Source organism: Nonomuraea sp. NPDC004354 (assembly GCF_053602555.1).
Window position 1 is genome coordinate 77,089 of sequence record NZ_JBSGDV010000001.1, and the last position, 25,769, is coordinate 102,857.

The 25,769-nt window shown below is 72.5% G+C and carries 18 protein-coding genes; 13 read left to right on the plus strand and 5 right to left on the minus strand.

All coding sequences use genetic code 11. The annotated features are described in order from the left end of the window. The first annotated feature begins 4 nt into the window (after positions 1-4). The 4 genes from gatB to ACWENQ_RS00320 all read left to right on the plus strand — a co-directional run bounded on the left by gatB (position 5) and on the right by ACWENQ_RS00320 (position 4,662). On the plus strand, positions 5-1,489 hold the full coding sequence (gene gatB / locus ACWENQ_RS00305; RefSeq protein WP_452412973.1) for an Asp-tRNA(Asn)/Glu-tRNA(Gln) amidotransferase subunit GatB: 1,485 nt from the start codon (positions 5-7) through the stop codon (positions 1,487-1,489). A 374-nt stretch (positions 1,490-1,863) separates the two neighbouring features. Continuing rightward, positions 1,864-3,183, plus strand: a complete 1,320-nt coding sequence (locus ACWENQ_RS00310; RefSeq protein ID WP_452412438.1) for an MFS transporter — start codon at positions 1,864-1,866, stop codon at positions 3,181-3,183. Positions 3,184-3,314: 131 nt separating this feature from the next. Then, positions 3,315-3,875 carry an RNA polymerase sigma factor gene (locus ACWENQ_RS00315; protein WP_449928802.1) on the plus strand — a complete coding sequence of 187 codons (561 nt, stop codon included), beginning with the start codon at positions 3,315-3,317 and terminating at the stop codon, positions 3,873-3,875. Then, the gene (locus tag ACWENQ_RS00320) at positions 3,868-4,662 is read left to right on the plus strand and encodes a hypothetical protein (protein WP_452412440.1); all 795 of its coding nucleotides are present in this window, start codon (positions 3,868-3,870) and stop codon (positions 4,660-4,662) included. The genes ACWENQ_RS00315 and ACWENQ_RS00320 overlap by 8 nt, the downstream gene beginning before the upstream one ends. Before the next feature lie 132 nt (positions 4,663-4,794). Here the strand turns inward: ACWENQ_RS00320 and ACWENQ_RS00325 are convergent, their stop codons facing one another. From ACWENQ_RS00325 to ACWENQ_RS00335, 3 genes are read right to left on the minus strand one after another with little or no spacing between them, the layout of a single operon-like run. Beyond that, positions 4,795-6,324 carry a tripartite tricarboxylate transporter permease gene (locus ACWENQ_RS00325; RefSeq protein WP_449928798.1) on the minus strand — a complete coding sequence of 510 codons (1,530 nt, stop codon included), beginning with the start codon at positions 6,322-6,324 and terminating at the stop codon, positions 4,795-4,797. Next, positions 6,325-6,933, minus strand: a complete 609-nt coding sequence (locus ACWENQ_RS00330; protein WP_452412442.1) for a tripartite tricarboxylate transporter TctB family protein — start codon at positions 6,931-6,933, stop codon at positions 6,325-6,327. Beyond that, a complete protein-coding gene (locus ACWENQ_RS00335) occupies positions 6,933-7,901 on the minus strand; it encodes a tripartite tricarboxylate transporter substrate binding protein (RefSeq protein WP_354909735.1) in 969 nt (322 codons plus the stop codon). The genes ACWENQ_RS00330 and ACWENQ_RS00335 overlap by 1 nt, the downstream gene beginning before the upstream one ends. A 146-nt stretch (positions 7,902-8,047) precedes the next feature. On the opposite strand from ACWENQ_RS00335, the gene ACWENQ_RS00340 reads away from it, so the two are divergent. The 3 genes from ACWENQ_RS00340 (at position 8,048) to ACWENQ_RS00350 (ending at position 12,303) form a co-directional block, all read left to right on the plus strand. Continuing rightward, positions 8,048-9,580, plus strand: coding sequence for an ATP-binding protein (locus tag ACWENQ_RS00340; protein ID WP_449928794.1), 1,533 nt, complete (start codon positions 8,048-8,050; stop codon positions 9,578-9,580). Further along, positions 9,577-10,230 (plus strand): response regulator, encoded by a 654-nt coding sequence (locus ACWENQ_RS00345; RefSeq protein ID WP_449928792.1) that lies wholly within the window; start codon positions 9,577-9,579, stop codon positions 10,228-10,230. The genes ACWENQ_RS00340 and ACWENQ_RS00345 overlap by 4 nt, the downstream gene beginning before the upstream one ends. Before the next feature lie 75 nt (positions 10,231-10,305). Beyond that, complete coding sequence (locus tag ACWENQ_RS00350) at positions 10,306-12,303, plus strand: VanW family protein (RefSeq protein WP_449928790.1); 1,998 nt, start codon at positions 10,306-10,308, stop codon at positions 12,301-12,303. Positions 12,304-12,309: 6 nt separating this feature from the next. Here ACWENQ_RS00350 and ACWENQ_RS00355 read toward each other — a convergent pair whose 3' ends face one another. Next, positions 12,310-13,374, minus strand: coding sequence for a PQQ-dependent sugar dehydrogenase (locus tag ACWENQ_RS00355; protein WP_449928788.1), 1,065 nt, complete (start codon positions 13,372-13,374; stop codon positions 12,310-12,312). 38 nt (positions 13,375-13,412) lie between these two features. Here ACWENQ_RS00355 and ACWENQ_RS00360 point away from each other — a divergent pair, with 38 nt between their 5' ends. The 5 genes from ACWENQ_RS00360 to ilvC all read left to right on the plus strand — a co-directional run bounded on the left by ACWENQ_RS00360 (position 13,413) and on the right by ilvC (position 20,699). Next, complete coding sequence (locus ACWENQ_RS00360; protein WP_452412443.1) at positions 13,413-14,321, plus strand: 2-hydroxyacid dehydrogenase; 909 nt, start codon at positions 13,413-13,415, stop codon at positions 14,319-14,321. Between the two features lie 257 nt (positions 14,322-14,578). Continuing rightward, positions 14,579-17,221, plus strand: a complete 2,643-nt coding sequence (locus ACWENQ_RS00365) for a putative bifunctional diguanylate cyclase/phosphodiesterase (protein ID WP_449928885.1) — start codon at positions 14,579-14,581, stop codon at positions 17,219-17,221. A gap of 208 nt (positions 17,222-17,429) precedes the next feature. Then, entirely contained in the window at positions 17,430-19,166 is a 1,737-nt protein-coding gene (locus tag ACWENQ_RS00370) for an acetolactate synthase large subunit (RefSeq protein ID WP_449928784.1), read from the plus strand. Next, positions 19,163-19,687, plus strand: a complete 525-nt coding sequence (gene ilvN / locus ACWENQ_RS00375; RefSeq protein ID WP_354909714.1) for an acetolactate synthase small subunit — start codon at positions 19,163-19,165, stop codon at positions 19,685-19,687. The genes ACWENQ_RS00370 and ilvN overlap by 4 nt, the downstream gene beginning before the upstream one ends. 22 nt (positions 19,688-19,709) lie before the next feature. Then, entirely contained in the window at positions 19,710-20,699 is a 990-nt protein-coding gene (gene ilvC / locus ACWENQ_RS00380) for a ketol-acid reductoisomerase (protein WP_354910059.1), read from the plus strand. A 49-nt stretch (positions 20,700-20,748) separates the two neighbouring features. On the opposite strand, the gene ACWENQ_RS00385 is transcribed toward ilvC, so the two are convergent. Next, a complete protein-coding gene (locus tag ACWENQ_RS00385; RefSeq protein WP_449928781.1) occupies positions 20,749-22,329 on the minus strand; it encodes an MFS transporter in 1,581 nt (526 codons plus the stop codon). A gap of 185 nt (positions 22,330-22,514) precedes the next feature. On the opposite strand from ACWENQ_RS00385, the gene ACWENQ_RS00390 reads away from it, so the two are divergent. Further along, entirely contained in the window at positions 22,515-25,670 is a 3,156-nt protein-coding gene (locus ACWENQ_RS00390; RefSeq protein ID WP_452412444.1) for a BTAD domain-containing putative transcriptional regulator, read from the plus strand. Positions 25,671-25,769 lie beyond the last annotated feature (99 nt).

Consider the following 25,769-nt stretch of genomic DNA (forward strand, 5'->3'; position numbering starts at 1 on the left):
CGTCATGGCATACGACGAGGCCCTCGACCGGTTCGAGCCGGTCCTCGGCCTGGAGACCCACGTCGAGCTCGGCACCGCGTCGAAGATGTTCTGCGGCTGCCCCACGGCCTTCGGCGCTCCGCCCAACACACAGACCTGCCCGACCTGCCTCGCGCTGCCCGGCTCGCTGCCGGTGGCCAACGCCGAGGCGATCGAGTCGACGATCAGGATCGGCCTGGCGCTGAACTGCTCCATCGCCGAGTGGTGCCGCTTCGCCCGGAAGAACTACTTCTATCCGGACATGCCGAAGAACTACCAGATCTCCCAGTACGACGAGCCGCTCTGCTCCGACGGCTACCTCGACGTCGAGGTCGACGGCAAGATCGTGCGGATCGAGATCGAGCGCGTCCACCTGGAGGAGGACACCGGCAAGTCCACCCACGTGGGTGGCGCGACCGGCCGCATCCACGGCGCCGACTACTCCATCGTCGACTACAACCGCGCGGGCATCCCGCTGGTCGAGATCGTCACCAAGCCGATCCCGGGCGCCGACCGCCTCGCCCCCGAGGTGGCTCGCGCCTACGGCGCCGAGCTGCGCGAGCTCATGCGCTCGCTGGGCGTCTCCGACGTCCGCATGGAGGAGGGCTCCATGCGCTTCGACGTCAACGTCTCGCTCATGCCGCGCGGGTCGTCGGAGTGGGGCACCCGTACCGAGACCAAGAACGTCAACTCGCTGCGCAGCGTCGAGCGGGCGGTCCGCAGTGAGATCCAGCGGCAGGCGGCGATCCTCGCCGACGGCGGCCGGATCACCCAGGAGACCCGCCACTTCCACGAGGACACCGGCACGACCACGTCAGGCAGGTCCAAGGAGGAGGCGCAGGACTACCGCTACTTCCCCGAGCCCGACCTGGTGCCGATCGCGCCGGATCCCGCCTGGGTGGCCAAGCTCAAGGCCGAGCTGCCCGAGCTGCCGTCGGTCCGCCGCAAGCGCCTGCAGACCGAGTGGGGCGTGACCGACCACGACATGGAGTCGATGTACAACGCCGGCGCCATCGAGATCGTGGAGGCCACGATCGCGGCGGGCGCTCCCGCGGCCGACGCCCGCAAGTGGTGGATGGGCGAGCTGGCCCGCAGGGCCAACGAGGCCGGCGTCTCCCTGGCGGAGCTGCCCATCACCCCGGCGCAGGTCGCCAGGGTGACCGAGCTGGTCGCCTCCGGCGCGCTGAACGACAAGCTGGCCCGCGAGGCGCTCGACGGCGTGCTGGCCGGCGAGGGGGACCCCGACGAGGTCGTCGCGGCCCGTGGCCTGCAGATCGCCGACGAGGGCGAGCTGGTGGCGATCATCGACGGTGTCCTCGCCGGCAACGCCGACGCGGCGGAGAAGGTCCGCTCCGGCAAGATCGCCGCGGTGGGCGCGCTGGTCGGCGGCGTCATGAAGGCCAGCCGGGGCAAGGCCGACGCGGCCAGGGCCCGCGAGCTGATCCTGGAGCGGCTCGGCGTCTCGGAGTAGCCGACGCCCAGGCACGACGACCCCGGCACGCAACCCGTGCCGGGGTCGTCGCGTTCCCGCCCTGCCGCCCTGCCTGCTCCCCACCGCGCCCCTCCGCCGGAACGCCGGAACGCCGGAAAGCCGGAAAGCCGGAAAGCCGGCATCCGGGAATCCGGGAATCCGGAAAGCAGGGATGCCGGGAAGCCGGGATGCTGGGAAAGCCAGGATGCCGGGATGCTGGGAAAGCCAGGATGCCGGGATGCTGGGAAAGCCAGGATGCCGGGTGGCCGGGAGGGCCGAAAACGGCCTCGCCGGGTGCCTAGGGCGATGTACGGAGGAGGGACTAGGACCAGCGCACGATGTGCGGGCGAGGGCCCGTCCGTAGCGTCGGTGGCATGTCGCGCAAATCTCTGACAGCGGGTCTGGTGGCGTTGGTGTCGCTGGTGGCCTTCGAGTACATCGCGGTGGCGATCGCCATGCCGGTCGTGGCGCGCGAGTTCGGCGGTCTCCACCTGTACGGCCTGGCGTTCAGCGGCGCGATGGCGGCCGCGGTGGTCGGCACGGTCCTCGGCGGCCGGTGGGCCGACGTGAAGGGCCCGAGCGCACCGCTGTGGACAGGGGCGGCGGGGTTCACCGGCGGCCTGCTGGTGGCCGGGCTGGCCACCTCCATGGAGATGCTGATCGCCGGACGGCTCGTGCAGGGTTTCGGCGGAGCGCTGGTCAACGTGGCGCTCTACGTGGTGGTGGCCAGGGTCTATCCGGAGGAGTCACACCCGAAGATCTTCTCCTTGTTCGCCACCGCCTGGGTCGTGCCGTCCATGGTCGGCCCGGCGGTCGTCGGGCTGGTGGTCGGCACGCTCGGCTGGCGCTGGGTGTTCCTCCTGGTGCCCGCGCTGACGGTGGTCGCGGCGTTGATCCTTGCGCGCGGACTGGCGGGGCAGCCGGTCACGGGCGGGCAGGCCGCGCCCGCTCCCGGCCTGGGCGGGAAGGTGGCGTGGGCGGCGCTGACGGCCGTGGGCGCGGGCCTCATGCAGTACGGCAGCGACGGCAGGCTGCCGCTGCTCCTGGCGGGTCTGGCGCTGCTGCTGTTCGCGTTGCCGAAGCTGCTGCCTGCGGGGACGCTGCGCGCGGCCAGGGGCCTGCCCGCCGTGGTGGCGCTGCGCGGGCTGACCGCCGCGGCCTTCTTCGCCGCCGAGGTGATCGTCCCGCTGATGCTGATCAACGAGCGCGGCATGTCGCCGCTGCTGGCCGGGTTCGCCCTCACCGGGGGCGCGCTGACCTGGTCGTTCGCGTCGTGGCTGCAGGGGCGTGAGGTGTTCGGCAGGTCGGTGAACCTGTTCGGCGGCACCGCCGCTGTCGCGCTCGGCATCCTGCTCATGGGCGCCGTCACCTTCGACGCCGTGCCCGTCGCCCTCGCCTACCCGTCGTGGATCATCACCGGGTTCGGCATGGGCCTGGTCTACCCGACGCTGTCGGTGCTCACGCTGGAGCTGTCCAGGCCGGGCGAGCAGGGCGTCAACAGCTCGGCGCTTCAGGTGGGCGAGTCGGTGTTCTCCGTGGTGTCCGTGGCGGTGACCAGCGCGCTGTTCGCCGGTGCCGGTCAGGGCTACTGGGCGGTCTACGCGGCGACGCTGGTCATGGCGCTGGCGGGCCTGTGGGTGGCACCCCGGTTCCGGGCGAACCCGACGTCCTCCGCGGCGGTCGTACCCATGTGATGACTTCCGCCGGCGCGGGGGACGGTCACCGTCCCCCGCCCTTCCGCGTCGAGAGCTGGGACGGCGGCCGTGAAAGCGGATCGGCCGATCGGGTGATACCTCTGGACAGCCTCGTCCACGGAGGGCCACCCATGACCGTTACCGCGGTGCGCGAGCCGGATCTCGCCCGACCCGAGGGGTTCCGCGAGATCTTCGACGCCTACTTCGAGGAGATTTTCAGGTACGTCGCGCAGCGCCTCGGCCCCGACGACGCCGAGGACGTGGTCGCCGAGACCTTCCTCACCGCCTTCCGCAAACGCGACCGCTACGATCCCGAGCGGGCCGGCGTCAGGTCCTGGCTGTACGGCATCGCCACCAACCTCATCGGCAAGCACCGGCGGGCCGAGGTCAGGGCGCTGCGCGCCAGGGGCCGCATGGCGGCCGACCGCGACGTCTCCGGCCTGGCGGACGTGGTGGCGATGCGGGTCAGCGCGCAAAGCCTGGGGCCGAGCCTGGCCGGCGCGATCGCCCGCCTGGGCAAGGGCGACCGGGACGTGCTCCTGCTGGTGGCACTCGCCGGGCTCTCGCACGAGGAGATCGCCACCGCGCTCGGCATCCCGTACGGCACGGTCGGCTCCCGCCTGAACCGCGCCAGGAAGAAGCTGCGCAAGGCCCTTGGCGGCACCAACCCGATGGAGGGCGACCATGGATGACCTGCGGCGGATCAGGGAGCTGTACGGCGAGCCCGCGCCGGACCAGGCGGCCAGGAACAGGGTCAGGGCCAGGCTCGAGGCCGAGCGCGGCACCGCCCCTGTCTCCAGCCGGCGTCCGCGCTGGACGCCGCTGCTGGCCGGGCTCGCCGTCATGGCCGTCGCCGCGGTGGCCTTCGTCGTGCCGAGGCTGCACGCCGGCCCCACGGGCACCGACAAGGCGAGCGTCCTGCTCGCCGCGGCGGGCGCGGCGGCGGCCGTCCCTCCGGCGAAGGGCGCCTACTGGTACGTCAAGCGCGTGGTGAACGGCTCTGACGTCAAGGAGCTGTGGGCGGGAAGGGACGGCCGCGCCTGGACGAGGGAGCACAAGGGCACGACCACCGTCACGACCAAGACCGACGAGCCGTTCACCCTGAACGGGCACCCCATGACGATCGCCCAGATCGAGGCGCTTCCCGCCGACCCAGGCGCGTTGCGCGCCCACGTGACCGACATGCTCGGCGGCGTGCCGGAACGGGACCGCGGCGGCGTGGTCGCCGACGCGCTCACCGGCCTGCTGTGGAGCAAGCCCGCCCCGCCCGGCGTGCGCGCCGCCGCCTACCGGGCGCTGGCCGACCTGCCCGACGTGCGCTACCTCGGCAGGTCGACCTTCGGCTACACGGTGCGCGGAGTGGAGCGCGAGCTGGTCATCGACGCGCGCACCAGCCAGGTGGTGAAGGCCAGCACGGCAGGCAGGACGGAGGTCGTGCTGGTGGCCGGGTGGACCGACGAGAAGCCGGCGATCTCCTGATCGGCCTCCTGATCGGCCTCCCACTCGGCCTCCTGGTCGGCTCGGGGCGCGGCCCCGCCGGGTGGACGGGCCGGCGGGGCCGTGACGTTCGCGTTCCCGCGGCCGTCCGGGTGACGCCGGACGGGCCCGCGTTCAGTCCTCCGGCGGCCGATGCGTGCTCGCCGCCGCGGCGGGGTGGCGGCGTGCCCACAGCCGCCGGAACAGCGGCGTCAGCAGGGCGAGCGCGGCCAGCGTCAGCAGGACGGCCGCGATCGGGCTCCTGACCAGCGTGGTCACGTCGCCCGCGCTGATGGCCAGCGCCCTGCGCAGCTGCTTCTCCGCCATCGGGCCGAGGATCATGCCGATCACCGCGGGGGCGATCGGCAGGCCGAAGCGCCGCATGGCGTAGCCGAGCAGGCCGAGCACGAACAGCACCACCAGGTCGACGGCCGAGGAGTTCAGCGCGTAGACGCCGAGCGCCGCGAACAGCACGATGCCCGCGTAGAGGTAGGGGCGCGGGACGCGCAGGACGCGGGCCCAGAGCGGGGCCAGCGGCAGGTTCAGCACCAGCAGCATCGTGTTGCCGATGAACAGCGAGGCGATCATGCCCCACACCAGGGCGGGGTTGTGGTCGAACAGCTGGGGTCCTGGCTGCAGGCCGTACTGCTGGAAGGCGGCCAGCAGGATCGCCGCGGTGGCCGAGGTGGGCAGGCCGAGCGTGAGCAGCGGGACGAGCGTGCCCGCCGCGGACGCGTTGTTGGCCGCCTCGGGGCCGGCGACGCCCTCGATGGCGCCCTTGCCGTACTCCTCCCTGGCCGCGCCGCGGGCGAGCTTCTTCTCCGTGGCGTAGGACAGGAAGGTCGGGATCTCCGCCCCGCCGCCGGGCAGCGCGCCGAACGGGAAGCCGAGCGCGGTGCCGCGCAGCCACGGCTTCCAGGAGCGGCGCCAGTCGGCGCGGCCCATCCACGCCGCCCCCACCGGGACCACCTCGGGGCCGGCGTGCCGCAGCCTGGAGGCCACGTAGAGCGCCTCGCCCAGCGCGAACAGGCCGACCGCGACGATCACCACGTCGATGCCGTCCAGCAGCTGGTCGACGCCGAAGGTGAGGCGGGCCTGCCCGGTCTGCTCGTCGATGCCGATCAGGCCGATGACCAGCCCCAGGCCGAGGGAGGCCAGGCCACGGATCATCGAGCGCGACAGCACCGACGAGACCGCGGTGAAGGCCAGGACGGCCAGCGCGAAGTAGTCCTCGGGGCCGAAGGAGATGGCGAAGTCGACCACCGCGGGAGCGGCGACGACCAGCAGGCCGGTGGCCAGCGTACCGGCGACGAACGAGCCGATCGCGGCGGTGGCCAGCGCCTGCGCGGCCCTGCCCCGCCTGGCCATCTTGTTGCCCTCCAGCGCGGTGATCATCGAGGACGACTCGCCGGGCGTGTTGAGCAGGATGGACGTGGTGGACCCGCCGTACATGCCGCCGTAGTAGATGCCGGCGAACATGATGAACGCGCTGGCCGGAGGCACGGTGAAGGTGATCGGCAGCAGCAGCGCCACGGTCATGGCGGGGCCGATGCCGGGCAGGACGCCGACCAGCGTGCCGAGGGTGACGCCGACGAGCGCGTAGAGCAGGTTGACGGGCGTGAGCGCGGTGGCGAAGCCCTCCAGGAGCGCCTGGAGCGAATCCACTCAGATCACCCCCTGCAGCAGGCCGCCCGGCAGCGAGACGCCGAGGCCGTTGACGAAGACCACGTAGGACAGCACACCGAGGACCACGGCGATGACGGCCGCCTTGACCTTGTTCTCGGCGCCCAGGGCGACCGACAGCCCGAAGAACAGCAGCGAGGCCGACAGGACCCAGCCCAGGGTGGACAGGACCGCGGTGAAGCCCAGGAAGATACCGCTGACCAGGCCGACGCTCTTCCAGTCGGCGGGGGCGTCGGCGTCGACGTCCTCGCTCTCCTCGGGGTCGCCCCGGCCGCCGCGCACGACGTCCAGGGTGTAGAAGGCGCCGATGAGGATCAGCGCGCCGCCGATGAGGATGGGGAAGAAGCGGGGGCCCAGGCCGAGGCGGGACGTGGCGGCGGAGACGTCGAGCGTGCCGACGATGACCAGCACGCCGAGGGCGAGGACGGTGACCGACAGCCCCATCTCGGGCCGCCACCACCCGCGCTTCCCGGCCTCGCCGACCGGCGCCCGGTCGTCAGGGGGAGGGCCGGCCGGGCCAGGACGCGGATCCTGAGCCGCGGGGACGGCGCCACGGGCCGTGGCGCCGTCCTGCTCGTGCGGGGCGGACATCAGGAGACGAGCCCCATCTCGGCGATGACGGCCTTGACGCGGGTCTGCTCGGCGGTGAGGAAGTCGGCGAACTGCTGGCCGGTCTGGAAGGCGTCGATCCAGCCGTTCTTGGCCACCGCGTCCTTCCACGCCTTCGAGCCGTGCATCGTGGTCACCAGGTCGGTGAGCGCCTTCTTGTCGGCGTCGCTGAGCCCGGCCGGCGCCACGAAGCCGCGCCAGTTGGCCAGCGCGACGTCGAGCCCGCCCTCCTTCAGCGTGGGCGCGTCGACGGTGTCGATGCGGGTGGGCGCGGAGACGGCCAGCGCGCGCAGCTTGCCGGACTTCACGTGCTCGGCGAACTCGCCGACACCGGACACGCCGATCGTGACCTTGCCGCCGAGCAGCGCGTTGAGCGCCTCACCGCCGCCGGAGTGGGCGATGTAGTTGACCTGCTTGGGGTCGACGCCGCCCGCCTTGGCCATCAGGCCGGCCAGGATGTGGTCGGTGCCGCCCGCCGAGCCGCCCGCGACCGACACCTTCGCCGGGTCGGCCTTCCACGCGGCCACCAGGTCGGCCAGCGTCTGCAGCGGCGAGTCCGCCGGCACGACGACGATCTCGTACTCCTCGGTCAGCTTGGCGATCGGTGTCGTCTCCGCCAGCGTGACCTTGGACTTGTTCTGCTCGATCGCGCCGACCATGACCAGGCCCATGGTCATGAGCATGTTGCCGTTGCCCTTCTCGCCGGCGAGCTGGGCCAGGCCGATCGTGCCGCCGGCGCCTGGGACGTTGAAGACCTCGATGGCGCGCTGGGAGTCGACGGACTTGATGGCCTGCTCGGCCGTACGGGAGGTCTGGTCCCAGCCGCCGCCCACGGCGGCGGGAGCCATGATGCGCAGCGTGCCGGAGCCGCTGCCGCCCGCGCCCTGGCCGCAGCCGGTCAGGGCCGCCACGGCGACGGCGGCGACGGCGGCGAGTATGCGGAGTCGCATGATCACTCCAATGTGGGGGGTGTCACAATCTCGAATACTGGATAGTGAAACGCACATTTCCTGGCGTCGACCCTTTACGCGTTTCCCGTCGTAAAGGTCATATTGGTCGCGACCCTCGCGTGACCTGCCGGTGCTTCCATGGCCCTGTGAGACTCGGCACGCAACTCTTCGTGCTGCAGATGGTGATCGTCGTGCTCGCCGTCAGCGGCACGGCTGTCGTGTGGGCCCAGCACACCCGCAGGCAGCTCGACTCGCAGTACCAGCAGCGGGCGCTGGCGATCGCCGAAGCGGTGGCGGGAATGCCACAGGTGCGTGCCGCCTTCGCCACGGGGGATCCGGCCGTCCTGCTGCAGCCGATCGCCGCGGGCGTCCAGCTGGAGACCGGGGCCGACTACGTCGTGATCGCCAACAGGGAGCAGAAGCGCTACGCCCACCCCAACCCCTCGCTCATCGGCAAGCAGCTGTCCACGGACGGCTCGGCCGTCCTGCGCACCGGCCAGAAGTGGGTCGGCGTCGAGACGGGCACGATCGGCACCACCGTGCGCGGCAAGGCCCCGATCTTCGACGAGTACGGCACCGTCATCGGGCTCGCCTCGGTCGGCGTGCTCGTGGAGCGGGTGGACGCGCAGGTCGGCTCGGTGCTGGCGCCACTGCTGTGGACGGCGCTCGCCGTCCTGGTGGCGGGTTCGGCCGGCGCCGCGCTCATCGCCCGCCGGGTGCGCAGGCAGATCTTCGGCCTGGAGCCGGGCGAGATCGCCAAGCTCCTGGAGCAGCGCGAGGGCGTCCTGCACGGCGTGAAGGAGGGCGTGCTCGCGCTCGACATGCGGGGCCGGGTGACGCTGGTCAACGACGCCGCCCGCGAGCTGCTCGGCGAGGTGGGCGACGACCTGACCCAGATGCCGGTCTCCGAGCGCATGCGCGACGTGCTCGGCGGCGCCGACCCGGGCGAGGACAGGATCGTGCTGCACGGCGAGCGCGTGCTGGTGCTCAACCGCACGCCCGTGTCCGTACGCGGCCGGCAGCGCGGCTGGGTCATCACCCTGCGCGACAGGACCGAGCTGGTCCGGCTGTCGCGCGAGCTGGAGTCGGCCAGCTCCACCACCGGGGCGCTGCGGGCCCAGGCCCACGAGTTCGCCAACCGCATGCACACCGTCGTCGGCCTGCTGGAGCTGGGCGAGCACGAGGCGGCGATCAGCTTCATCACCAGGACCACCCGCAACACCTACGCGACCGGCATCCGCGAGCGGGTCGCCGACCCCACGCTGGCCGCCCTGCTGCTGGCCAAGTCGGCGGAGGCCGCCGAGCGCGGCGCGACGCTCGTGCTCGCCGACGACACCTGCGTGCCGCAGGACGCGGTCGACGACCCGCAGGACGCCGTGCTCGTCGTCGGCAACCTGGTGGCCAACGCGCTCGACGCGCTCGACGGCGCGCCGGGCACGATCGAGGTGTCCGTCCGGGCCACGCAGGAGGGCCTGCGGGTGCGGGTCGGCGACTCAGGCCCCGGCATCACCCCCGACCTGGTCGACGAGGTCTTCAGGGAAGGGTTCACCACCAAGGCCGCCCGCTCGGGCCCACGCGGGCTCGGCCTCGCCCTGACCAGGCAGGCGTGCCTGCGCAGGGGCGGCTGGGTGCGGGTTCACAACGCGGGAGGCGCCGTGTTCACGGCGCTGCTGCCATGACCGTCAGGGTGCTCGTCGTCGACGACGACTTCATGGTGGCCCGCATCCACAGCGGCTACGTGGAGAAGGTGGAGGGGTTCGAGGTCGTGGGGGCCGTCCACACCGGCGAGGCGGCGCTGGAGGCGGTGGCCGGGCACCGTCCCGACCTGGTGCTGCTCGACATCTACCTGCCGGACATGTCGGGCCTCGAGGTGCTGAACCGGCTGCGCGGCGTCGACGTCCTCATGATCAGCGCGGCTCGCGACCTGCCGACGGTCAGGGCGGCGATGCGCGGCGGCGCGTTCAGCTATCTCATCAAACCCTTCACCGCCGCCGCGCTGGCCGAGCGGCTGGCCCAGTACGCCGACACGCGCAGGCAGCTCACCGCCATCGGCCCCGAGGTGCGCCAAGACGACATCGACCGCCTGTTCGGGGTGACGAAGACGCCGCTGCCCAAGGGCCTGTCGTCGGCGACCTGCGCGCTGGTGGCCGACGCGCTGCGCGAAGCGGGCGGCGACCTGTCGGCCAGCGAGGCCGCCACGCTGACGGGGCTGTCGAGAGTCAGCGCGCGCCGCTATCTGGAATACCTTTGTGCGGCGGGCAAGGCGGAGCTGCGTCCGCGGTACGGCACGGCGGGCCGTCCCGAGCACCGCTATCGCTGGATGTCCTGATTCAAGGTACATATCGCACCAGCAGTGCCTTAGTGTTTCCTGAGGAAAGGCAGCGGATTGGGAGGAGCTTGAGGCGTGGCGAACGCCCGACCGATGGACCCACCGACCGACCCGTTCGCCTCGGTGCCCACGCCCCCGCCCGGCGGCGGCAGGAAGCCGCGCGTCGGCGGGCTGCCGCCGGGAGTCTCGCCCGACATCTACGGCCCATCCGGCGGCCAGGCTCCGCCCTCCGCCGGATCAGGCGCGCTGCCTCCCGTCGCCCCGCCGCCACAGCCGTGGCCGATGGCCGACGGGCAGCACCACGAGCCCCCGCCCCCGCCGCCGCCCGTCTTCGGCCTGCAGGAGCGCCAGCCCTCCGCCGAGCCGCCGCCACCCCCTCCGCCGCCCAGGCGCCGCCGCGTGCTGCCCGCGATCGCCATCGCGGTGGTGGTGCTGCTGGCCCTGGCGTACGTCGTCCCCGCGGTGATCATGTCGGGGTCGGTCCTGCGCGGCACCGAGGTCGGCGGCGTCGACATCGGCGGGCTGACCGTGACCGAGGCCGCCGACAAGCTCCGTGACGAGCTGGCGCCCACGATCGAGCGGCCGCTCCAGGTCGAGGTGAACGGCCGCAAGGAGACCGTCCAGCCCGACGAGGCGGGCGTCGAGCTCGACGTCGTCGGCACGATCGAGCAGGCGCCGAGCGGCTTCCCCAGCCCGGTCGAGGTGTGGCGGGCGCTGACCGGCACCACGGCGATCGAGCCGAAGGTCACCGTCGAGTCGGCCCAGCTCTCCAGGACGGTCGAGGCGCTGGCCGCCAAGGTCGACCAGAAGGCGCGGGAGGGCAAGGTCGCCTTCAAGGGGCTCGAGCCCGTCACCGTCGCCCCCCGCGAAGGCCGCGTCCTCGACCAGGCCGCCGCCGCCAAGCTGATCAGCGCGGCCTTCCTCGGCCCGCGCAAGAGCGTGACGCTGCCCGTCGAGACCGACAAGCCCACGACCACGCCCGCCGCGGTCAAGGCCGCCGCGGCCACCGCGACCCGCGCCGTCTCCGGTCCGATCACCCTGACCAGGGACGGCAAGCAGGCGCAGATCCCCGCCGCCGTCATCGCCGCCAACCTCACCTTCGTCGCCGACGGGGAGGGCGGGCTCGAACCCCGCTTCGACGCGCGCGAGGCGATCGCCGGCATCGAGAGCCAGCTCGTCGACGCCGCGCAGGCCCCCCGCGACGCCACCTACGACGTGGTCGGCGGCAAGCTCAAGCTCGTCAAGGCCCGCAAGGGCAAGGGCGTCGACGACAAGAAGCTGGCCACGGACGTGGCCGAGGCGCTGAAGACGGGCGGCAGCCGTACGATCCCGGTCGAACTGGCGGTCGTCTCCCCGCGCCTGACCGACAGCGAGCTGCGCGCCATGGGCATCAAGGAGAAGGTCGGCTCCTTCACCACCCAGCATCCCTGCTGCGCCGCCCGGGTCACCAACATCCAGCTGATGGCCAGGACCCTCAACGGCTACATCGTCAAGCCCGGCGAGACCTTCTCCATCAACGGCATCGTCGGCGAGCGGACCGCGGCCAAGGGCTACGTGCCGGCCGGGCAGATCGTCGCCGGCAAGATGGAGGACGGCGTCGGCGGCGGCGTCTCGCAGTTCGCCACCACGATGTACAACGCCGCCTACTTCGGCGGGTTCCAGGACGTCGAGCACCTGGCCCACATGTACTGGATCTCCCGCTACCCCGCCGGGCGCGAGGCGACGGTCTTCTGGCCCAGCGTGGACCTGAAGTGGAAGAACGACTCCGAGTACGGCGTGCTGGTGAAGACCTCCTACACCGGCACCTCGATCACCGTGGACCTGTGGAGCACCAAGCGGTACGACAAGGTCGAGTCGATCTCCTCGCCGAAGCGCGCCTTCGTCGCCGCCACGGCCAAGGAGGACGACAGCCCCGGCTGCACGCCGCAGGATCCGCACGACGGGTTCACCGTCGACGTCACCCGGGTGATCACCAAGAACGGGGCCGAGGTCAAGCGGGAGACGAAGACCACCGTCTACCGCATGGGCCCGAAGGTCACCTGCGTGAAGCCCGCCTCGGACGACACGGAGTGACGCCGCTCAGCTCAGCGGCACCGACAGGATCCGGTCGTCGCCGTCGCGCGGGTCGCCCCTGCCGTCGTGGTTGCTCGTGCCCACCCACAGGGTGCCGTCCGGCGCCGTGGTGACCGCCCGCAGCCTGCCGTAGGTGTCGTCGAAGTGGGCCACGGGCGTGCCCGCCGAGCCGTCCTGGCCCAGCGGCACCTGCCACAGCCGCCTGCCCTGGAGCGCGCCCACCCACAGCGAGCCCTTCGCGTAGGCCATGCCCGAGGGGGACGCCTCCGAGGTGCTCCAGGTGACGATGGGGTTGATGAAGGCCGGATCGGAGCCGACGCCCTCCACCTCGGGCCAGCCGTAGTTGCCGCCGGCCTTGATCAGGTTCACCTCGTCGTAGGACTGGGCGCCGAACTCCGAGGCGTACAGGCGGCCGGCCGGGTCCCACGCCAGGCCCTGCACGTTGCGGTGACCGTAGCTGTAGACCAGGGTGCCGAACGGGTTGCCGGGGGCGGGCGCGCCGTCCTCGGTCATGCGCAGGATCTTGCCGCCGAGCGAGTCGCGGTCCTGCGACAGCCGCCGGTCGCCGGTCTCGCCCGTGGTGGCGTACAGGAAGCCGTCGGGGCCGAAGGCGAGCCTGCCGCCGTCGTGGATGCCGCCCTTCGGGATGCCGTCGACGATCACCTTGGCGTCGGTGAGCCGGTCGCCGGTGAGGCGATAGCGGACGATCCTGTTGTCCTCGGCCGCGGTGAAGTAGAGGAAGACCCGCTCGCCCTTCACCGCCACGCCCATGAGCCCGCCCTCGCCGTCGGGCTCCACCCCCTCGACCCGGCCCAGCGAGGTGACCCCGCCCGCCGCCGTCACGCGCAGCAGCCTGGCGCGGTCGCGCTCGGTGACCAGCGCGTCGCCGCCCTCCAGGAACGCGATCGCCCACGGCACCCGCAGGTTCCGCGCGATCGTGCGGGGTTCGCCGGGCGTGGTCGACGGCGTGGCCGTGCCGGCCGGGCGCGCGCCGCCGCCGACCTCGGCCGGCGCCGCCGCGCATCCCGCGGCGAGTGCCATGACGATCATGATCTGGAAGATGGACCTCATGTGCCCCATACTCATGCCTTCCCCATAAAGTTCCGCGTATGAAGATCTGGGTGCCGTCCGAAGAAGCCGCAGGAGTGCTGGCCGATCTGCCCGATGTCGAATGCGTCGTCCACGACGGCCGCGGGCCCGTCCCCGACGGGGCCGACGAGGTCGAGGTGTGGATCCCGCCGCTGATCCCCGTGCCGGACACCCCCGGGCTCATGGCGAGCATGAAGCGGCTGCGGCTGGTGCAGACCGTGACGGCGGGCGTGGACCCTTACCAGCCGTACCTGCCCCCGGGCGTCACGCTGTGCAACGCCCGCGGCGTGCACGACGCCGGCACGGCCGAGTGGGCGGTCGGGGCGATGATCGCGGCGCTGCGCGACTTCCCCGCCTTCGCCGACGCCCAGCGCAGGGGCGAGTGGACCTACCACCACACCGGGGTGCTGGCCGACGCCCGCGTGCTGATCGTCGGCTACGGATCCATCGGCGCGGCGCTCGAGCGCAGGCTCGCCGGGTTCGAGGTCGAGATCGTCAGGGTGGCCAGGACGGCCCGCGAGGGCATCCACGCCATGGAGGATCTGGACGCCCTCCTTCCCGAGGCCGACGTCGTGGTGCTGCTCGTCCCCGCGACGCCCGTCACCACAGGCATGGTCGACGCCGGCTTCCTGGCCCGCATGAAGGACGGGGCGCTGCTCGTCAACGCCGCCAGGGGCACGGTCGTCGACACCGACGCGCTGGTCGCCGAGCTCGTCTCCGGACGGCTGAGGGCCGCGCTCGACGTGACCGACCCCGAGCCGCTGCCCGAGGGGCACCCGCTCTGGAACGCGCCAGGGGTGTTCATCACACCGCACGTGGCGGGCAGCACGCCCGCCTCCACGCGCCGCGCGCTGCGGCTGATCCGCTCCCAGCTGCTGCGATACCTGGCGGGCGAGCCGTTGAAGAACGTCATCACGGAGTCGTACTGACAAAGGGAATCCCGAACGTGTCTGCGTCGTGACCTTCGGTGCGTACGGTGGTCGTCATCGATGATTCCACGACAGCCATCCATGACCCGTTGTCAAGGCGATCTTCGGAGCAAAGTGGTCCTCATGGTTATCAGATCGGTGACGACTCCCCGGTTGTCGCCCCCCGCGCGCCCGCGAGAGCACACACTGGCGATGTGCGACTGCCGGACTCCGGCAGTCACGTGAGCTGACTTGACACGGGATGGGCAACGACATTGATCCGCTGGCGTGATCCACGGGCGCCGCTGGCCGCCGCAGCCGCGACAGGCGTGGCGGGGCTGGCCGCCGCCCTCGTCGCGGGCGCGCCGGCCCTGGCGACCGCCGCGGTCGCGGGAGGGCTGGCCGCGCTGCTGGCCGCGGTCTCGCTGCTGGTCGCCTCGGTGAAGATGGCGCCCCAGCACCGCACCACGGCGCGCTGGCTGGGCTCGGCGGCCGTGGTCTGGCTGCTCGGCGTGGTGCTGCGCCCCGTCGCGGGCTCCAGCCTGGCGGTCAACTTCTCCGATCTGCTCATGCTCGTCGCCACCGTGCTGCTCGCGGGGGGGTGCGTGCTGTCCGCCGGCAGGCAGATGCGGCCTCAGGTCGTGCTGAGACAGCTGACCGACGCCTACCTGTGCGCGGCCGCGCTCTTCCTGATCAGCTGGGCGGTCGCGCTCCGACCGCTCTACGTCGACGTCGGCGACTCGTCGACGTTCATGATCACGCTGTTGCCCGCGCTGATCGGCCTGCTGCTGACCTGCGCGGTGGGGCCCGTGGTCATCACCGCGAGGTCCCCGCTCTGGCCGCTCGGCCTCGCCGGCCTGGCCGTACTGGCCGCCGCGACCATCGGCGAGCTGGCGGCAGCCGTCGCCAGGCTCGGCGGCGTCGAGCCGCCCCGGTGGAGCCTCCTGCTCGCCCCCGTCGCCTTCCTGCTGCTGGCCGCGCTGCCGTGGAGCGGCAGGAGGTCGCGGATCGTCGAGGCGGGCGACGAGGCCGCGAAGGCGCCGACCGGCCAGGTCACCGCCACGCTGCTGGCCGCGGTGCCGCTGTGCCTGGTCGTGATCGCCGCGATCGCCATGCTGCTCAACCTCAAGGGCCCGCCCGTGACCGGCGTCGCCGTCATCGCCGTCTCCGCGGTGGTGATCCTGGTGGTGCGCGTCTTCGTGCTCATCGGCGCCACCGCCCGCATGCGCCATCTCGTCGCGCTCGGCGAGCGCCAGCTCCGCGAGCTGGCCGAGAGCACCGGCGACGTGGTCCTGCTGTGCGACTACGAAGGCGTCGTGCGCGAGATGGGCGCGGGCGTCGAGGCCATCTACGGCTACCAGGCCGACGACCTGGTGGGCGGCTCGATCTTCGACTACATCCACCCCGAGGACGTGCCCGGCATCCAGCTGGCCCTGCGCCAGATGGACCTCGACGACGACCAGGCGGCACCGGGCGCCTGCCTGATCGCCTGCCGGGTGCGCGCCGCCGACGGCACCTGGCGGCCCACCGAGTCCGTGGCCACCCGCCACGTGCGCGGCCAGGACCTGCTGCTGATCACCACCCGTGACATCAGCGACGAGGAGGCGCTGCGCAACCAGGTCGCGCACCTGACCTTCCACGACGGCGTCACCGGGCTGCCCAACCGCTCCTACTTCGAGGAGCGCACCCGCGAGGTGCTCGAGGGCAGGCAGTCGGGCCGCACCGCGGTGATCTTCCTCGACCTCGACGGGTTCACCTCGGTCAACGACTCGGTGGGGCACGCCAGCGGCGACTACCTCCTGGGGCAGGCGGCGCGCCGCCTGCGCGGTGCCGTACGGCCCGACGACACGCTGGCGCGCTGGGGCGGCGACGAGTTCGCCGTGCTGGTCGAGACGGGGCCCGAGGCGGCGCAGGTCGCCGTCGATGTGGCCGAGCGGCTGGTACGGGCGGTCTCGCAGGAGCCGTTCAGGGTGGCCGACCGCGACGTGGCGCTGACCGCCAGTGTGGGCGTGGCCTTCGCCGAGGACGGCCTGCCGGCGGGCGACCTGATCCGTAACGCCGACGTGGCGATGGCCAGGGCCAAGGAGCTCGGCGGGCGCAGGGTCGAGGTGTTCGCCGCGCACATGCACGCCGACGTGGTGCGCAGGCTCGAGCTGGCCGCCGACCTGCACCGGGCGCTGGTCGAAGAGCAGTTCGCCATCGAGTACCAGCCCGTCGTCGACCTGGCCACCTCCAGGGTCACCGCCGTCGAGGCGCTGGTGCGGTGGTGGCGCGGGTCGGTGTTCGTGCCGCCGGAGCAGTTCCTCGGCCCCGCCGAGGACACCGGGCTCATCGTGCCGCTGAGCGAGTGGATCCTGCGCGAGGCCTGCCGCGAGGTGGCCGCCTGGCGCGCCTCCTCGTGGGACATCGGCCTGTCGCTCAACCTGTCGGCCCGGCAGATCACCGCGCCGCGTTTCGTCGAGACCATCTCCGAGGCGCTGGAGGAGAGCGGCCTGCCCGCCTCCGCGCTCACCCTCGAGGTGATCGAGGAGATGCTGGTCGAGGACGCCGAGGAGACCATCAGCAGGCTGTCGGAGCTGCGCGCCCTCGGCGTACGGCTGGCCATCGACGACTTCGGCACCGGCTACGCCTCGCTGGCCTTCCTGCGCCAGCTCCCGGTCGACATGATCAAGATAGACCCGTCGTTCGTCTCCGGCCTCGGCCGCGACGAGACGCTGACGCTGCTCACCCGCACCATCGTCCGGCTCGGCCACGACCTCGGGCTGATCGTCGTGGCCGAGGGCATCGAGCGGCCCGAGCAGCTGGAGCTGCTCAGGGAGATGGGTTGCACCCGAGGTCAGGGCTACCTCGTGGCCCGGCCCATGGCGGCGCGCGGGGTCGACTCGCTCATGCGTACCAATCTCACAAGTCTCGGATCGTGAGACGCGCGTTCCACCAAATTGACACAGCAGCCCTAGGAGCGGCTATCGTGTGTTCCATGCTTCGCAGTGAGATTCTCGTAGTACTTCGCCGGCGCGCAGGCCGTTAGCGAAGCACGTCGACCTGCGCGCCGCCCCAGCCCCGCACCCCCCGTGCGGGCCGGGGCATTTTTTATGTCCTCAATGCTCAACGCCACGCAAGGAACGAGCGATGACCGAACGGATGACAGGTGCACAAGCCCTCGTGAGGGCGCTGGAGCACGTCGGAGTCGACACCGTGTTCGGGATCCCTGGCGGCGCCATCCTTCCCGCCTACGATCCCCTCTACGACTCGACCAAGGTCCGTCACGTGCTTGTACGGCACGAGCAGGGCGCGGGTCACGCCGCCGAAGGCTACGCCCAGGCGACGGGCAGGGTCGGGGTGTGCATGGCGACCAGCGGTCCTGGCGCGACGAACCTGGTGACGCCCATCGCCGACGCCTACATGGACTCGGTGCCCATCGTGGCGATCACCGGCCAGGTCGCCAGCAGCATGATCGGCACGGACGCCTTCCAGGAGGCGGACATCTCCGGCATCACCATGCCGATCACCAAGCACAGCTTCCTGGTCACCGACGCGGCCGACATCGCCCGCACGGTCATGGAGGCGTTCCACATCGCCTCCACCGGACGCCCCGGGCCGGTCCTGGTCGACATCTCGAAGGACGCGCTGCAGGCCGAGACCACCTTCGTCTGGCCGCCGGTCATGCAGCTGCCCGGCTACCGCCCGGTGACCAGGCCGCACTCCAAGCAGATCCGTGAGGCGGCCAAGCTCATCGCCGAGTCCAAGCGGCCCGTCCTCTACGTCGGCGGCGGCGTCCACAAGGCGGGCGCCTCGGCCGAGCTGCTGCGGCTGGCCGAGCTGACCGGCATCCCCGTCGTCACCACGCTGATGGCGCGCGGCACCTTCCCCGACAGCCACCCGCAGCACATGGGCATGCCCGGCATGCACGGCAGCGTGTCGGCGGTCGGCGCGCTGCAGCAGTCCGACCTCATCATCGGCCTGGGCGTGCGCTTCGACGACCGGGTCACCGGACAGCTGTCCACCTTCGCGCCCCACGCCAAGGTCGTCCACGCCGACATCGACCCCGCGGAGATCTCCAAGAACCGCCACGCGGACGTGCCGATCGTCGGCGACTGCCGCGAGGTCATCACCGAGATGATCGCGGCCGTCGAGGCGGAGAACCGCAAGGGCGACTACACCGACTGGTGGAAGACGCTCAACGGCTACAAGACGACCTACCCGCTCGGCTACGAGGAGTTCGCCGACGGCTCGCTGGCGCCGCAGTACGTCATGGAACGGCTGAGCGCGCTCGCCGACTCCGACACCTACTTCGTCGCGGGCGTCGGCCAGCACCAGATGTGGGCCGCGCAGTTCATCGACTACGAGCAGCCCGGCCGGTTCATCAACTCGGGCGGCCTGGGCACCATGGGCTTCGCCGTCCCGGCGGCCATGGGCGCCAAGATGGGCCGCCCGGAGGCGACGGTCTGGGCGGTCGACGGCGACGGCTGCTTCCAGATGACCAACCAGGAGCTGGCCACCTGCGCGATCGAGGGCGTGCCCATCAAGATCGCGGTCATCAACAACGGCAACCTCGGCATGGTCAGGCAGTGGCAGACGCTGTTCTACGACCAGCGCTACTCCAACACCGACCTGCAGACGAAACTCCGGATCCCCGACTTCGTCAAGCTGGCCGAGGCCTATGGTTGTGTGGGCTTGCGGTGCGAGCGGCCGGAGGACGTCGACACCGTCATCAAGGAGGCCATGGAGATCAACGACCGTCCGGTTATCGTCGACTTCGTGGTCCACCAGGACGCCATGGTGTGGCCGATGGTCGCGGCGGGCACCAGCAACGACGACATCAAGATCGCCCGGGACATGGCGCCGACGTGGGAGAACGAGGAATGAGCAGGCACACGCTGTCGGTGCTGGTGGAGAACAAGCCGGGCGTCCTGGCCCGCGTGTCCTCCCTGTTCAGCAGGCGCGGCTTCAACATCGACTCGCTGGCGGTCGGGCCGACCGAGCACTCCGACATCTCGCGCATGACCATCGTGGTCAGCGTCGAGGAGCTCCCGCTGGAGCAGGTCACCAAGCAGCTCAACAAGCTGGTGAACATCCTCAAGATCGTCGAGCTCGACAGTTCCCAGTCGGTCCAGCGCGAACTCATGCTGATCAAGGTCAAGGCCGACGCCGAGACCAGGTCGCACGTTCTCGAGCTGGTCCAGCTGTTCAGGGCCCGCTGCGTCGACGTCGCGTCCGACGCGGTGACCATCGAGGTCACCGGCACCCCGGACAAGCTCGAGGCCTTCATCAAGGTGCTGGAGCCGTTCGGCATCAAGGAGCTTGTCCAGTCGGGCATGGTGGCCATCGGCCGCGGCGCCCGTTCCATCACCGACCGGTCCCTCAGGGCACTGGACCGTACCGCCTGAAAGGTTTATGTAAGTGACCGAGATCTTCTACGACGACCAGGCCGACCTGTCGATCATCCAGGGCCGGGTCGTGGCCGTCATCGGGTACGGCAGCCAGGGCCACGCCCACGCCCTCTCCCTGCGTGACTCCGGCGTCGACGTCCGCGTGGGCCTGCCCGAGACCTCCAAGAGCAGGGACCTGGCCGCGGCCGAGGGCCTGCGCGTGGTCACCCCCGCCGAGGCGGCCGCCGAGGCCGACCTCATCATGATCCTCGCGCCGGACCACCTCCAGCGCGGCATCTACGAGAACGACATCAAGCCGAACCTCCAGGAGGGCGACGCGCTCTTCTTCGGCCACGGCCTCAACATCCGCTACGGCCTCATCGAGGCGCCCGAGGGCGTCGACGTCGCCATGGTCGCCCCCAAGGGCCCCGGCCACCTCGTGCGCCGCCAGTACCAGGCGGGCCGCGGCGTGCCGTGCCTCGTCGCGGTGGAGAAGGACGCCTCCGGCAAGACCCTCGACCTGGCGCTGTCCTACGCCAAGGGCATCGGCGGCACCCGTGCGGGCGCACTGAAGACGACCTTCACCGAGGAGACCGAGACCGACCTGTTCGGCGAGCAGGCCGTCCTCTGCGGTGGCGTGTCCGAGCTGATCAAGGCGGGCTTCGAGACGCTGATCGAGGCCGGGTACCAGCCCGAGGTCGCCTACTTCGAGTGCCTCCACGAGATGAAGCTGATCGTCGACCTCATGTACGAGGGCGGCGTCTCCAAGATGTACTGGTCGGTGTCCGACACCGCCGAGTACGGCGGCTACACCCGCGGCCCGCGCGTGGTCACCGAGGAGACCAAGAAGGAGATGAAGCGCATCCTGGCCGAGATCCAGGACGGCACCTTCGCCCGGCAGCTGGTCGAGGAGTTCGACGGCGGCCAGAAGGAGTTCACGCGCTTCCGCGACGAGCTGGCCGAGCACCCGATCGAGAAGACGGGCGCCAAGCTGCGTCCGATGATGAGCTGGCTCAAGTCCGAGGGCTGACCCGCTCCCGGGCGTCCCTGACCGGGGCGCCCGGGCGGCGTCGCGCCCCTCACGGGGAAGCGGCGCCGACGAGGGCCGCGTCGCCCTCCGCCCTGTCGCCGGTACCTGCCCTGTCGGCTGTACCGGTCCCGTCGCCGGTACCTGTCCTGTCGCCGGTACGGCAGGCCCGCCCACGCGCCTCCGCGGTCACCGGCAGGCCTCCGTCCAGGGGACGCTCCTCGAGCGCGCGGGGCCGCTCGCCGTCACGGACCGCGCCCCCTCCTTCCAGCAGCCGCCAGGTCAGCACGGCCGCGCCCAGCGCGAACACCACCAGCAGGGCCAGCCCCGCGCGCGCCGCGCCCGTCCAGTCGCCGGCGTCGAGCACGCCGAAGAACACCAGGCCGGTCGCCGTCACCCCGAGCACGCCGCCCACCTCCTGGACGGTTCCCAGCACACCGGCCGCCGCGCCCGCGTGCGCCTGCCGTACCGACGCCAGGACCGCCGACAGCAGCGGCGACATCACCAGGCCCATCCCCGCGCCCGCCAGGAAGAGCCCGGGGAGCAGCGCGCCCGCCGGTCCGCCGAGCGCGTGGACGTTCCACAGCAGTCCCGCGGCGAGGGTGAGCGCGCCCGCCACGGGCAACCGCCTGCCCTGCCGCGAGCCCATGCCGCGCCTGGAGCACAGCGACGCGGCGAAGAATCCCGCGTTGACCGCCGTGAACAGCGCGCCCGACGCCATCGGGGTCAGGCCCCTGCCGTCCTGCAGGTAGAGGGCGAGCAGGAACGACAGGCCGGAGGAGCCGCCGAACAGGAGCGCCACGGCGCCCAGCCCCGGCACGAACCCGCGCTCGCGGAAGACGCTCAGGTCGAGCAGGGGGTTCGCGAGCCGCTTCTGCCTGGCGACGAACGCCGCCATGAGGGGGAGCGAGGCGGCGAGGCAGGCCCATGACCAGGCCGGCCAGCCGGCTTCCTGGCCGTGGGCGAGCGGGAAGACGACGGCCACCAGGCCCGCGGCCACCAGTGCCGCCCCCAGCAGATCGAGCCTGCGCCGCTCCGGCCGGCGGTGGTCCGCGGGCGCGGCGGGTGGGCCGGGCAGGAGACGGCGGGCGCGGGCCAGGGCGAGCAGGCCGATCGGGACGTTGACCAGGAAGCAGCCGCGCCACCCGAGCCCCGCCACGTCCGCCGCGATCAGCGCGCCGCCGACGACCTGGCCGCCGACGCCCGCGAGGCCGACGGCGGTGCCGTACCAGCCGAACGCCTTCGCCCCGTCGGCGCCCTGGTAGAGCGTCCTCATCAGGGTCAGCACCTGCGGCGCCATCAGCGCCGCCGCGCCGCCCTGCGCGATCCGCGAGGCCACCAGGAACGCCGGGTCGGGGGCCGCGCCGCAGGCCGCCGAGGCCAGCGTGAACAGGGCGAGGCCGGCGAGGAAGACCCGGCGGGGGCCGTGGAGGTCGCCGAGCCGTCCCGCGATGATCACGCCCGCCGCGTACGCGAGGCCGTAGCCCGCGATCACCAGCTGGGTCGCGGACTCGCCGGCGCCGAGGTCGGCGCGGATGGCGGGCAGCGCGACGTTGGCGATGAAGAAGTCGAGGGTCGTGACGAACGCGGCCACGAGCAGGACGGGCAGCGCCCTCCACCTGGTGCCGCTCATGGCCGGACCGCGACCTGGTCGAGGCCGTCGACGGCGGGCGGGCTGGGGACGTGCGGGCGGCAGGTGCCGCATGCCTTCCTGGGGCGGTTCATGGGGATCAGCGTGGAGAGGGCGGGTTATGGAAGCCTTACGGTGATCCCGTAGCCGCCCCGAAATCGTCGGTGGCGCTTGTTAGCTTGAGCGGCATGCGATTCGGGGTGCTCGGCCCGCTGGCGGTCTGGTCGACGGAGGGGCGTTCGCTGCGCATACCCGAGGCGAAGGTCCGGGCCCTGCTGGCCGACCTGCTCGCGCACGCGGGCCGGCCGGTCCCGGCCGACCGCCTGATCGACGACCTGTGGGGTGACCGGCCGCCGGGCAAGCCGGCGGCGGCGCTGCGGGTCAAGGTGTCCCAGCTGCGCAGGGTGCTGGAGGAGGCGGAGCGGGACGGCAGGCGGCGGCTGGCCTTCGCCCCCTCGGGCTACGCGCTGCGCGTGGAGCAGGGCACGCTCGACGCCGACCGGTTCGAGGCGCTCGCCGGGAAGGCCCGCGCGAGCGACGACCCCGCCACCAAGGTCGCGCTGCTGGCCGACGCGCTGGCGTTGTGGCGCGGCGAGCCGTTCGCCGACGTCGCCGACGAGGAGTTCGTCCGGCCGGTGCGCGCCCGCCTGGCCGAGCAGCGGCTGGTGGCGATCGAGGAGCAGGCCGAGGCGAGGCTCGCCCTCGGCGAGCACGCCCAGCTCGCGGCCGAGCTGGCCGACCTGGTGGCCGAGCACCCGCTCCGCGAGCGGCTGCGGGCCGTCCACCTGCGCGCCCTCTACGGCGCGGGCCGGCAGAGCGAGGCGCTCGACGGCTACGCCGGGCTGCGCACCCTGCTGGCCGAGGAGCTCGGCCTCGATCCCGGGCCCGAGCTGGTGGCGCTCCACCAGGCGATGCTCGAGCAGGACCCCGCGCTCGACGCCCCGCCCGCCACCACTCCCACCAACCTGCCCGTGCCCATGACCGGCCTGATCGGCAGGGAGGGCGCCACGGCCGAGGTGCGGTCGCTGGTCGAGTCCCACCGGCTGGTCACGCTCACCGGGCCGGGCGGGGTCGGCAAGACCCGGCTCGCGCTGGAGGTGGCCGCGCAGCTCGAAGGAGCCCACCCCGACGGCGTGTGGCTGGTCGAGCTGGCCGCCCGACCCGCCACCGGCGGGGTCGTCGACGCCATCGCGGCGGCGATGGGCGTCCGTGACGACAGGGCGGCGGGCAAGCGCGGCGCCGACGCCACCGAGCGGCTGGCCGACGTGCTGCGGGCCAAACGCGTGCTGCTCCTGCTCGACAACTGCGAGCACGTCGTCGACCAGGTCGCCGCCGTCGCCGAGAGGCTGCTGCGGTCGGCGCCCGCGCTACGCGTCCTGGCCACCAGCCAGGAGGCGCTGGCCATCGACGGGGAGCGGCTGTGGGCAGTCCAGCCGCTCGACCTGCCCTCGGGCACGGGCGACGCCGCCGCCTCCAGCGCCGTGCGGCTCTTCGCGGCGCGGGCGACCGCGGCCGCGCCGGGGTTCGTCCTCGACGAGCGCAACGCGGAGGCGGTCGCGGCCGTCTGCCGCCGCCTCGACGGGCTGCCGCTCGCGCTGGAGCTGGCCGCCTCACGCATGCGCGTGCTCAGCCCGGCCCAGCTCGCCGATCGGCTCGACGACCGGTTCCGCCTGCTCGGCGCGGGCAGGCGGGGCGCCCCTGCCAGGCAGCAGACCCTGCGCGCGATGATCGACTGGAGCTGGGAGCTGCTCACGGAGGCCGAGCGGGTCGTGCTGCGCCGCCTGGCCGTCCATGCCGACGGCTGCACGCTGGAGGCCGCCGAGGCGGTGTGCTCAGGGGAGGGCGTGCACCCGGCCGACGTGCTCGACCTGCTGGCCAGGCTCGTCGACCGCTCGCTCGTCGTCACCGTGACGACGCCGCTGGGCACCCGCTACCGCCTGCTGGAGTCGGTGGCCGCCTACTGCCTCGAACGGATGGAGGAGGCGGCCGAGCTCGCATGCGTGCGGCGCCGCCACGCCCACCACTACCTCGCCCTCGCCGAGGAGAGCGGCCGGCGGGCCGCGGGGCGGTCGCGGTGGCTGGCGGCCATCGACGCCGAGAGCGCCAACCTGCGCGCCGCGCTCGACACCGCGGCCCGCCAGGGCGCGGCGGAGCTCGCGTTGCGCCTGGCCAACGCCATGGCTCTGCATTTCCTGATGCGCTGCCGCTTCGACGAGGGGCGCAGGGCACTGGCTCTGGCGCGGTCCGTCGAGGGTGCGGCCGACCCGGTCCTCAGGGCGCTGGCCGAGATCCTGGAGGCGGGCCTGACGCTGCGCCTGGGGGTCGCCGTCGATCTGAGGGGGCGGGTGGAGGCCGCGCTCGCCGTGCTGGAAGCGGCGGGAGATCTCCACCTGCTGGCCAGAGCCCAGTGGTTCCTCGGGTTCAGCATGTGGGGCCACGGTGTCCAGCTCCGCAGCGAGGAGCTGATCGCCAGGTCTCTCGCGGTGTGCGAGACGGTCGGCGACCGGTGGGGCACGGCGGCCGGGCTCGTCGCCCGTGCCCTCCACGCCATGATGAGGGGCGACCTCCCCGGTGCCGAGCGGGACGGCGAGCGCAGCGCGGAGCTGTTCGAGGAGCTCGGCGATCACTGGGGGATCCTGCAGACGGTCGAGCCGCTGGCGACGCTCGCGGAGATCGACGGTGACTACGACCGGGCCGCGGCGCTTCACTCCCGGGGCCTGGCCATGGCCGAGGAGCTGGAGCTGGGGTTCGAGGTCTCCAGGTACACGGCGGGGCTGGGCCGCATCGCGCTGCTGCGGGGCGACTACGCCAGGGCTGACGAGCTGCACGAACGGGCCAGGCGGCTGGCGGTGACGCAGGCGCACCCCTACGCCGAGCAGTTCGCCGAGATCGGGCTCGCGCTCAGCGCCCGGCGGCAGGGCCGGCTCGCCACCGCGGAGAAGCACCTGCGCACCACGCTCGACTGGATCAGGAAAGCGGGGGAGTCGGGCTCGGCCCTGCTGCTGGCGGAGCTGGGCTTCATCGCCGAGTTGCGGGGCGATGCCGAGCTGGCCACGTCGCTGCACCGCGAGAGCCACGCCCATGCCAGCGCCATCGCCGATCCCCGGGCGATCGCGCTGGCGCTGGAGGGAATGGCGGGGGCGGTGTCGCTGGGCGGCGATCACCGGCGTGCCGCCAGGCTGCTCGGGGCGGCCGCGGCGGCCAGGGAGTCGGTGGGGCGACCGCTGCCGCAGGCCGAACGCGGCGACGTCGACCGGATCACGGCGCGGGTGGTGGCAGCGCTGGACGAGGAGCCCTTCCTGGCCGAGTTCCGGGCGGGCGCCGGCGACCCGGTCCCGGTGTGAGCCGTCGGACCTCGGCGGGTCCCGGAGGCGGGCATCGGGCGAGGCAACGGCGCGGGCCCGCCTGACACTCCCTTGTGAGCCGCCGGATCTGGGCGGGTT